This is a genomic window from Streptomyces sp. NPDC048419, assembly GCF_043200415.1.
In the GTDB taxonomy this organism is placed as follows: domain Bacteria; phylum Actinomycetota; class Actinomycetes; order Streptomycetales; family Streptomycetaceae; genus Streptomyces.
The window spans coordinates 230,901-240,031 of the sequence record NZ_JBICXT010000016.1 but is presented as its reverse complement, the minus strand read 5'-3'; the positions used below and the strand labels follow the sequence as shown (position 1 = coordinate 240,031).

General features: G+C 72.9%; 11 protein-coding genes. 4 read left to right on the top strand and 7 right to left on the bottom strand.

The window, feature by feature from the left end:
• The 3 genes from ACGFYN_RS30355 to ACGFYN_RS30345 all read left to right on the top strand — a co-directional run.
• Positions 1–380: DNA-directed RNA polymerase subunit alpha C-terminal domain-containing protein (locus ACGFYN_RS30355; protein ID WP_393869086.1), on the top strand; the 380-nt coding region annotated here is incomplete at its 5' end.
• A gap of 270 nt (positions 381–650) precedes the next feature.
• Positions 651–884, top strand: a complete 234-nt coding sequence (locus tag ACGFYN_RS30350) for a hypothetical protein (protein WP_393869085.1) — start codon at positions 651–653, stop codon at positions 882–884.
• 44 nt (positions 885–928) lie between these two features.
• Positions 929–1,153, top strand: coding sequence for a hypothetical protein (locus ACGFYN_RS30345; RefSeq protein WP_393869084.1), 225 nt, complete (start codon positions 929–931; stop codon positions 1,151–1,153).
• A gap of 32 nt (positions 1,154–1,185) precedes the next feature.
• Here the strand turns inward: ACGFYN_RS30345 and ACGFYN_RS30340 are convergent, their stop codons facing one another.
• Positions 1,186–2,121, bottom strand: coding sequence for a HAMP domain-containing protein (locus ACGFYN_RS30340; RefSeq protein WP_393869083.1), 936 nt, complete (start codon positions 2,119–2,121; stop codon positions 1,186–1,188).
• Here ACGFYN_RS30340 and ACGFYN_RS30335 point away from each other — a divergent pair.
• Positions 2,083–2,421: a hypothetical protein gene (locus ACGFYN_RS30335; protein ID WP_393869082.1), complete on the top strand. Its 339-nt coding sequence runs from the start codon at positions 2,083–2,085 to the stop codon at positions 2,419–2,421. The genes ACGFYN_RS30340 and ACGFYN_RS30335 overlap by 39 nt on opposite strands.
• 16 nt (positions 2,422–2,437) lie before the next feature.
• On the opposite strand, the gene ACGFYN_RS30330 is transcribed toward ACGFYN_RS30335, so the two are convergent.
• From ACGFYN_RS30330 to ACGFYN_RS30305, 6 genes are all read right to left on the bottom strand, one after another.
• The gene (locus ACGFYN_RS30330; protein ID WP_393869081.1) at positions 2,438–2,914 is read right to left on the bottom strand and encodes a hypothetical protein; all 477 of its coding nucleotides are present in this window, start codon (positions 2,912–2,914) and stop codon (positions 2,438–2,440) included.
• A gap of 93 nt (positions 2,915–3,007) precedes the next feature.
• Positions 3,008–4,078 (bottom strand): YncE family protein, encoded by a 1,071-nt coding sequence (locus ACGFYN_RS30325; protein WP_393869080.1) that lies wholly within the window; start codon positions 4,076–4,078, stop codon positions 3,008–3,010.
• Positions 4,079–4,169: 91 nt separating this feature from the next.
• Positions 4,170–4,370, bottom strand: coding sequence for an MbtH family NRPS accessory protein (locus ACGFYN_RS30320; RefSeq protein ID WP_393869079.1), 201 nt, complete (start codon positions 4,368–4,370; stop codon positions 4,170–4,172).
• Positions 4,367–8,263 carry an amino acid adenylation domain-containing protein gene (locus ACGFYN_RS30315; RefSeq protein WP_393869078.1) on the bottom strand — a complete coding sequence of 1,299 codons (3,897 nt, stop codon included), beginning with the start codon at positions 8,261–8,263 and terminating at the stop codon, positions 4,367–4,369. The genes ACGFYN_RS30320 and ACGFYN_RS30315 overlap by 4 nt, the downstream gene beginning before the upstream one ends.
• Entirely contained in the window at positions 8,260–8,490 is a 231-nt protein-coding gene (locus ACGFYN_RS30310; protein WP_393869077.1) for a phosphopantetheine-binding protein, read from the bottom strand. The genes ACGFYN_RS30315 and ACGFYN_RS30310 overlap by 4 nt, the downstream gene beginning before the upstream one ends.
• A complete protein-coding gene (locus ACGFYN_RS30305) occupies positions 8,487–9,125 on the bottom strand; it encodes an isochorismatase family protein (protein WP_393869076.1) in 639 nt (212 codons plus the stop codon). Before ACGFYN_RS30305 ends, ACGFYN_RS30310 begins: the two co-directional genes overlap by 4 nt.
• Positions 9,126–9,131: the final 6 nt, after the last annotated feature.

The window sequence follows — 9,131 nt, the reverse complement described above, 5'->3', positions numbered from 1 at the left end:
TGGTCGAGCTGTTCGGTCTCGCCCGCGAGCTGAACATCGACGCCGAGGGCATCGACATGGGCCCGTCCCCCACGGACGCCGCCCTTGCCGCCGACATGGCCCTGCCGATCGAGGAGCTGGAGCTCACGGTCCGCTCCTACAACTGCCTCAAGCGCGAGGGCGTCCACTCCGTGGGCGAGCTCCTGGCGCGCTCCGAGGCCGACCTGCTCGACATCCGCAACTTCGGTGCGAAGTCGATCGACGAGGTCAAGGCGAAGCTGGCCGGTCTGGGCCTGGCCCTGAAGGACAGCCCGCCCGGATTCGACCCGACCGCCGCCGTGGACGCCTTCGACGCGGACGACAACTCCAGCACGGGCTTCATGGAGACCGAGCAGTACTGAGCGCCGTCTGACAAACCGGCTCTCATCGGTGCCTCGCGACATCAGGCACGCAGCGGCCCCCTCGGAAATCACTCCGAGGGGGCCGTTCGGCGTATCTCCGGCCTCCGCGGTTACGGGGACCGGTACCCGCGCAGCATCGACAGCGGAAGCGGCCCCAGCGCCGCCGAGAAGGGTCGGGAGCGGGACGACCGGGCGCGGGCGCCTTCCTCCCGCCGACGTCCGACGGTGGGGCACTGGCCCAGAAAATCGAACACATGATTGAATTCTGTCATGCGAACGTTCCCCGACGACCTCGTGCGGGCTCAGCAGGAGTGGAGCGCCACGTACCGCCGGCTCGCCCGGCGGCCTGGCCGTACCGAGCTGCGCCGACGTCTGTACCAGCTGTCGACCCAGACGTTCTTCCACCCCTATTGGCACCAACGGCGACCTGACCCCGTGGCGTGGTGGGAGCTCCGTGACCTGGGACGGTCGGACGGGCCCGTGCGCGAGCGGCCTCATCGATGACGCGCTGGAGTGCGGAGCCGCAGGCCGAGGATGATCCTGAGGACATGTCCGGACCGATTCGCGTGATCGTGCACCCACCGTCACCCACCGGCGGCCGGCGCGTACGCGTGGACGGCGAAATCCTCGGACTCGCGCACAACGTGGCGGACGTCGCGGAGTTCCTACGCCGAGCCGGGCTGGAGATCGACCCGGCGGAGGTGGCAGGGGTGCCGTGGATCGACTGGCGCGGGGTGGGGCCTGAGCGGTGGGGTCCGGAGAGCAGCGGCTGATCCGTCGCAAGGGCGCCGGCGCCGTTGCTGAATCATCCCGAAATCGGCAGGCGCACGATGGCGAGGGCGCCGCCCGAGGGGTGGTTGGCCAGGTCCAGCAGGCCGCCGTGGGCCCTGGCGATGGTTCTGACGATGGGGGGCCGAGACCGGCGTCCGCCGCGCCCGGCAGCGGGCTCGGTGGATCGAGTACGGCCGGTGGGAAACCGCAGCCCCGGTCGTGCACGGCGATGCGCACCATGCCGTCCACGTGGTCGGCACCGAGGGTGATCCGGCCCGGGCCCTCGGGAGCCGGATTGGCGCAGGGCGTTGTCCAGGAGGTTGTGGAGGACCTGGCGCAGGCGTACCGGATCGAGGTCGGCGGTCGGTGCGGTGGCGTCGGCCGCTACCACGGTGATCGTGGCGTCGGCGGCGGTCGCGCGGGCGCGGAAGGCCTCGGCCGCGGTCGACAGCATGGGCGGCAGGGACACGGGCTCGCGGCGCAGTGGGAGGCGGCCCTGTCGGGTGCGGGCCAGGACGAGAAGGTCCTCGGCGAGTCCGACGAGCCGGTCGGTCTCGGCGGCGGCGGAGCGGACGGCGGCTTCCAGCTCGGACCGGCCGCGCGGGCGCGCTGTTGCCAGGTCGAGTTGGGCTCGCAGCAGTGCCAGACGGGTGCGCAGTTCGTGGCCGGCGGTGTCGACGAGGCGGTGCTCGCGTACCAGTGCCTCCTGGAGGCGCGCGAGCATGGCGTTGAGGGTGTGGGCGAGCCGGGCCAGTTCGTCCCGGGCCGGCGGAACGGTCAGCCGCCGCTCGGGTTCGGCCTCGGAGATCACGGCGGCCTCCCGGCGGATGCGCTCGACCGGCCGCAGCGCGGCGCCCGCGAGCAGCCGGCCGGCGTACGAGGACGTTACGAGGGCGAGCGGGCCGCCTGCGAGCAGCAGGATCAGCAGCCGGTGCAACGCCTCCGCGCAGTCGCCGAGCGGTGCGCCCACGACGAGGACGGCCTGCCGGGGACCGTGCCCGGCAGCCGGACCGGCACGGCGAGCGAGCAGGAGCTCTACCCCGGTCAGGCCGAGGACCGCTTCCAGGTCCTGGACCTGACCTCCCGTGTGTCCGTCCCCTACGGGTCCTTCGAAGGGGCTCCGCGTACGAAGGAATGGACGCCGCTGGAGCCGGGTGTCGTGGACGACAAGTACTACGTCGGGGGCATCGGCACCGTGCGCGAAGTCACCGTCGAGGGCCGCCCGTTCGAGGAGAACGTGCTCACCCCCATCCGTAACGGGTCCGGGTGAGACGTGGTTCTCCCCGCTACGGCCGCAACCGCTTCTGCCGGCGGTCAACCAGGCCCAGCAGACCCTCCGTCTGGTAGCGGCGGCGCAGGTGGCCGACCGTGCTCATGCCGACCCGGTGGCCCTCGGCCGTCAGTTCTGCCGCCTTGGTCTGTTCGCGGGTGGTCAGGGAGACGCGGGCCGGGTCGTACTCGGGGCGGGGGTGGGCGCCGGGGGCGGTGCCGTGGAGGACCTCCAGGATGTGGGGCTCCCACCACAGGGCCTTCTCCCGGGCCTGCTCGGGGATGGTGTCCAGGAGCGGCTGGGGCGGTAACGGCATCCGCAGTTCGCTGGTGAGGACTTCGAAGTCCTCGGCCTCCAGCACTACGGACAGCGGTAGTTCACGGGGTGGGCCCGCGCCGTCGGTGAGACGTATCGACTCGGCGGAGAGCGTGAGTACCGCCCTCGTCCGCCCGGCCAGGCTCACCCAGGCGCCCACCTGGATCAGGTTGCGCATCCCATTCCCTTCAGGGGTTCCCGACGGTTCCTTCAGAGGCCTCCTTCAGAGGCGGGCCGGCCCGGCGTGCGCCGGACCGGCCCGGGCAGCGCGTCAGCGGGTTGCGCGGATGAGGTGGATCGAGTCGAGGGTCCCCGGGCCGGCCGCCGCCTTGTCGACGACGTAGGCCGTGCCGTGGACGACCGTGACGTGGTCGGTGTTGGCGCCGGTGGGCAGGTCGGCGACGACCGCGCCCGCGGCGGGGTCCACGACGCTCGTGGTCCCGGCGTCCTTGTTGGCGACGAAGACGCGGCCGTTCCGGGCGTCCGTGGCCACCGCGAGGGTTCCGGCGCCCGTCTTGATCTCCTTCGTGGTCGCGCCGGTGGCCAGGTCGATGACGGAGACGGAGCCGGCGGTCTGGTTCGCGGTGTAGGCGGTGCGGCCGTCCGCGGACAGGGCCACGTCGATGGTGCCCTGGCCGGCCGGGATCAGCCGGGGCTGGTCGGAGCCGGGGCGGACCTCGATGACACGGCTCTTGGCCAGGTCGGCCGCGTAGACGTTGCCGGTGAACAGGTCGACGGCGAGGCCCGCGGGCCAGGCGCCCTCGACGGTGACGCGCTTGCGCTCCTGGTGCGTCGCCAGGTCGAAGGCGACGACGCTGCCCTCCTCCAGGGCGCTGCACCACACCAGGCCGCGTGCGACGTCGAGGGCGACGTCGCGCGGGTGCTGCACTCCGGGCAGCTTGGCCAGGTGGCGCCCGGTGCGCTGGCAGTACACGGCGAGCGCGTTGTCGAGGGTGGCGGTGACCCAGACGGTGTTGTGCACGTCGTCGACCGCCACACCGTAGACCGCCTCCACGGCACCGGTGGCAGGGTCGCTGAGCGGCGGCTCGTAGCTCGCCAGCTGCTTCAGCGTCCGCGGGTCCACCTTGAGCAGGCGGGAGTGGGTGACGGGCGGGAAGCCGATCGAACTGGTCACCCACAGCACGTCGTTACGGGTGGAGTGGGCCACCTGGTAGAGACCCTGGGCGAGTTCGGCGGATGTCACGGCGTAGGTCGCCTCCTTCGTACGGGCCCGGTCCGGGGTGGCGGCTGCCGCCGTTCCGGCCGCGCCGAGCGCGCCGCCTGCGGCGAGCGCCGCACCGAGCACGGTGCGTCGGCCGATCGGGTTGGGGGTGGCGGACATGGTGGTTCCTCCAGGGTCGGGATCAGGGGTCGGGATCAAAGGCGGGATCAGGCTGGGTTGAGGCTGGGACGACGGCCGGGCTCGGTCGGCATCAAGGGGTGGGGGCTTCGTGGCCCGTCGGCGGGGCGTCGAGGGTGCGCAGGCAGTCCTCGTGCGGGGCCGGGCCGAACTCGGTGGTCCAGCCGGCCGGGACGGGCAGCCAGGACGGCCACAGCGATCGGTGGCCCGCGGCGTCGGTCAGGATCAGATGGGTGGGGTCGTTCGGGCCGGCGGGGTCGAAGGGGTGGGTCATCCGTCGAGTTCCTTCAGCCGGGCCGCGAGGGTGGCGGCGATGTCGTCGAGCGGGCCGGGCCGGGTCATCTCCGGGTGCAGGCAGTCGAGTTGGTGCTCCTCGACGGTTCCGGTGAGGTACGGCGTCCAGGCCTGCGGGGTCAGCCAGTGCTCGGCGCGCGGGGCGGCCGCGGTGAAGAACAGCAGGTCGCCGTCGAAGGTCCGGTGGTTCTGGGTGCGCATCAGGCGGGCGTTGTTGGTGACGATGCCGATGACGGCGTCGAGGACCCGCTGCGGCAGTGCCGCGAGCGCGCTGCCTTCGCGGCGCAGCACCTCCAGGACCTCGTCGCGGGTCAGTCCGGTGCCGCCCTCGTAACCGGCCATGCGCAGCAGGGCGTTGAGGGCGTCGGCCTCGGTGGGGCCGGCGAGGTCACGCCACTGGTCGGAGGGGTAGGCGTCCAGCAGGGCCAGCAACTCGACCGTCTCGCCCGCCTGTTGCAGGTGGATGGCGACGGTGTGGGCGATGACGCCGCCGACCGACCAGCCCAGCAGGCGGTACGGTCCCTGCGGCTGCACCGCGCGCAGTCGGCCGGCGTAGTCGGCGGCCATCTCGTCCATCGTGGCCGGGAGTTCCTCGCCCTCCCGCAGTCCGCGCGCCTGCAGGCCGTGGACGGGCTGGTCCGGGCCGAGACGGGAGAGCAGGCCCGAGTAGCACCAGCTGATGCCGCCGGCGGGGTGGAAGACGAACAGCGGGGTGCGTGTGCCCGTGGCGCGCAGCGGGAGCAGGACGTCCAGGGCGGTGTCGTCGTGGCCGGCGTCGGCGAGCCCGTCGGCGAGCGCGGCGGGGGTGGGCGCCCGGAAGAGCGCGCCGAGCGGGGTCCGGGTGCCGAGGGTGTCGCGGATGCGGGCCATCAGGCGGGCGGCGAGCAGGGAGGTGCCGCCGAGGTCGAAGAAGCCGTCGTCGGCACCGACGCGGTCGACGCCGAGCACCTCGGCGAACAGCCGGGTCAGGGTCTCCTCGGTGGGGGTGCGCGGGGCGCGTGCGTCGGCGCGGGAGGTAGCGGCGGGCGCCGGGAGGGCCGCGCGGTCCAGCTTGCCGTTGGGGCTGAGCGGGAAGTCGTCGAGGGTGACGAACGCGGAGGGGACCATGTAGTCGGGCAGGGCTGCGGCGAGGCGGGTGCGCAGGTCGTCGGGGGCGCTGCCGGTGACGTAGGCGACGAGGCGCTGGTCGCCGGCGCGGTCCTCGCGCAGGAGGACCGTGGCGCCGGTGATGCCTTCTACGGCGGTCAACCGGGCCTCGATCTCACCGGGTTCGAGGCGCTGCCCGCGCAGCTTGACCTGGTGGTCGGTCCGGCCCAGGTAGATGACCTCGCAGTCGTCGCTCCAGCGGGCGAGGTCGCCGGTGCGGTACATGCGCGAGCCGGGCGGGCCGTAGGGGTCGGCGACGAAGCGGGTGGCGGTCAGGGCGGCGCGGCCGAGGTAGCCGTCGGCGAGCTGGACGCCCGCGAGGTACAGCTCGCCCGGTACGCCGGGCGGGCACGGCTGGAGGGCGGCGTCGAGGACGTAGAGGCGGGTGTTCCACACCGGGCGGCCGATCGGGACCGTGCCGGTGTCCGCGGGGACGCAGGTGTGGTGGCTGACGTCGACGGCGGCCTCGGTGGGGCCGTAGAGGTTGTGCAGCGGGACCGTGGGCAGCCGGCGGTGGAAGCGGTGGGCGGTCTCGCGGGGCAGGACCTCGCCGCTGCAGAAGACGTGCCGCAGGCCGGTGCATCCGGCCGCCTCCGGTTCGGCGAGGAACACCTGCAGCATGGAGGGCACGAAGTGGCAGACGGTGACGGCTTGTTCGCGGATGAGCCGGGCCAGGTAGGAAGGGTCCTTGTGTCCTTCGGGGGCGGCGAGGACGAGCGTGGCGCCGACGCGGAAGGCCCAGAAGAACTCCCATACGGAGACGTCGAATCCGGACGGTGTCTTCTGCAGGACGCGGTCGCCGGGCGTCAGCGGGTAGGTGTGCTGCATCCAGCGCAACCGGTTGTCGATCGCCGCGTGCGGGACGACGACGCCCTTGGGCCGGCCGGTCGAGCCGGAGGTGTAGATGACGTAGGCGGGATCGCTCGGGGTGAGGGCCCGGGGCGGATCGTACGTGGGCAGGCGCGCGAGGTCGGTGCGGTCCAGGAGGACGAGATCGCGGCTGGTTTTGGGCAGTCGTTCGGCGGTGGCGGCGTCGGTGATGACGCAGACGGGGTCGGCGTCGTCGAGGACGTGGGCGAGCCGGTCGGCCGGGTAGCCCGGGTCGAGCGGCAGATAGGCGCCGCCTGCCTTGAGGACGGCGAGCAGGGCGACGATCAGCTCGACGGAGCGGGGCAGGGCGACGCCGACGATCGTGCCCGGACCCACTCCCCCGGCCGCCAGACGATGCGCCAACTGGTTGGCTCGCGTGGTGAGTTCGGCGTAGGTCAGGGTCCGGTCGGCGTGGATGAGCGCGGGCGCGTCGGGGGTGCGGCGGGCCTGGGCCTCGATGGGGCCGATCAGCGTGGTGGCCGGGACGTCGTGGTCGGTGGCGTTGAAGTCGGTGACGACCAGATGGCGTTCGGCGTCGGTGGCGATGCCGAGTCCGGCGAGGGGGGTCTCGGGGTCGTGCCCTGCGAGGCGGGCCAGCAGGGCGAGGAACCGCTCCTGGTGGGCGGCCAGTTCGGCACGCGTGTAGAGGGCGGGGTTGGCGTCGTGGTCGATGCGCAGGCCGCGGCCGTCGGCGCGGTCGTAGACGTTGACGGTGAGGTCGTCCACCGGACCGGCCGAGAGGTTGTGCGGGACGGTGGCGGCGCCCGCGAACGTGAGGCCGTAGTCGAAGGGCATGACGTTGATCAGCGGGCCGACGAGCGCGCGGCCCTCGCCGAGCAGGCCGAGGTCGCGTCGGATGTCCTCGAAGCGGTAGCGCTGGTGGCGGCGGGCGGCACGCATGCCGAGGACGACCTGGCGGGTCAGCCGGGCGAGCGTGGTGGCCGGCTGGACCTCAAGGCGCAGCGGCAGGACGTTCATCACCATGCCGGGCACCCGCAGCGCTACCGAGCCCATGCGGCCCATCAGCGGCAGGCCCAGGACGACGTCCGAGCGGCCGGTGGCCCGGGAGACGTACAGGGCCTGTGCCGCGACGATCAACTCGACCCAGGTGGCGCGTAGTTCGGCTGCCAGGGAGCGCAGTCCGTCGGTGACTTCGTCCGGAACGTGGGCGGTTGCGCGCAGGAAGGTGTGGGAGGGCAGTGCGGTGCGACCCGCCGGCGTGGGCGCCTCGGGCCGGTCGGCGAGGGTTTCGCTCCAGTGGGCGCGGTCGAGGGCGTACTGCTCGTCGTCGCGGTAGGCGAGGTCGGCGGCGACCAGGTCGTCTAGGCGGCCGAAGGGGTTTTCCGCTGGGTGCCGGCCGGCAGCGAGTGCCGTGTAGGTCTCGGCGGTGCGGCGGGCGAGCAGCGAGTAGCCGAAGCCGTCCAGGACGATGTGGTGCACGCGCTGGTACCACAGCCAGCGTTCGTCGCCGACCCGGAGAAGGGCGTGCTGGAACAGCGGCCCTGCGGCGAGGTCGAAGGGCCGGGCGAGGTCCTCGTCCATCCAGTCGCGGGCGGCGGCGTCGGGATCGGGCGCGTCGCGCAGGTCCGCCTGGTGCAGCGGGAACCCGTCGCTCGACGCCGGTTGGATGAACTGCCGTATCCCGTCCGGGGTTTCGGCGATGCGTACCCGCAGCGCCTCGGCGTCCCCGGCGGTGCGGTGCAGGGCCTCGGCGAAGAGCTCGGGCCGCACGGGGCCGTGGATCTCCAGGTACTCGGCCGTGTTCAGGGCGGGGCTGTCGGGGTCGAGGGCCTGCGCGTACCACATGCCCGACTGGGCTGCGGTCAGCGGCAGTTGCCGCTCGGGGGCGCCCGTCATGTGCGGGCTCCCAGCAGTGGGGCCCACGCCTCGATGGCGGTGCGCTCGGCGAGGTCGGCGAAGGAGACGTCGGCGCCGTGCTCGCGCCGCCACCGCTCGACCAGGGTCATCAGGCGCACCGAGTCGAGGCCGTAGTCGACGAGGTTCTCGTCGACAGGGATGTCCACCGGGTCCTCCCCCAGCACGTCCGCGACGTCTTCGCGCATCCGCTGCACGGTCAGGGTCATGGCCGGATCTCCTGGAGGACGGTGTCGCACGTGGTGACGAACGCGCAGGAGCGGGCGGCCCAGTGCAGGGCCTCCATGTGCTCGCGCGGGCCGAAGTCGGCGACGGCGTCGGCGACGACGAAGGCCTGTATGTCGCGCATCCAGGCGTCGCACGCGGTCATGTTGACTCCGAGGTGGGCGTAGACGCCGGTGATGACCAGCTGGTCGCGGTCGTGCTTGGCGAGGAGGCCGGCCAGGTCGGTGCGGACGAAGGCGCTGTACTTCCACTTGGTCAGCACGGTGTCGCCCTCGTGCGGGGCGACCGTGGCGGGTATGGCCTGGGCGTGCGCGTCGCCGGGCAGGCCGGGGCCCCAGAAGTCCATCTGCAGTCCGCGCTGCCGGGGGCTCTGGCCGCCGGTCTGCGCCGAGTAGACGACGGGGATGCCGAGTTGGCGTGCCTCGTTCGCCAGGCGGGCCACCCGGGGCACGAGTTCACCGACGGGCGAGGCGTCCTGCGTGAACGCGGACAGGAAGTGGTGCTGCAGGTCGTGGACGAGCAGCACGGCCCGGTCCGGATCGACGTGCCAGTCCACCCGGTTGGCGGGCAGCTCCGGGCCGGTCGGCATCGGGTACGGCGGGATGGACGGAAGTCCCATGGGTGA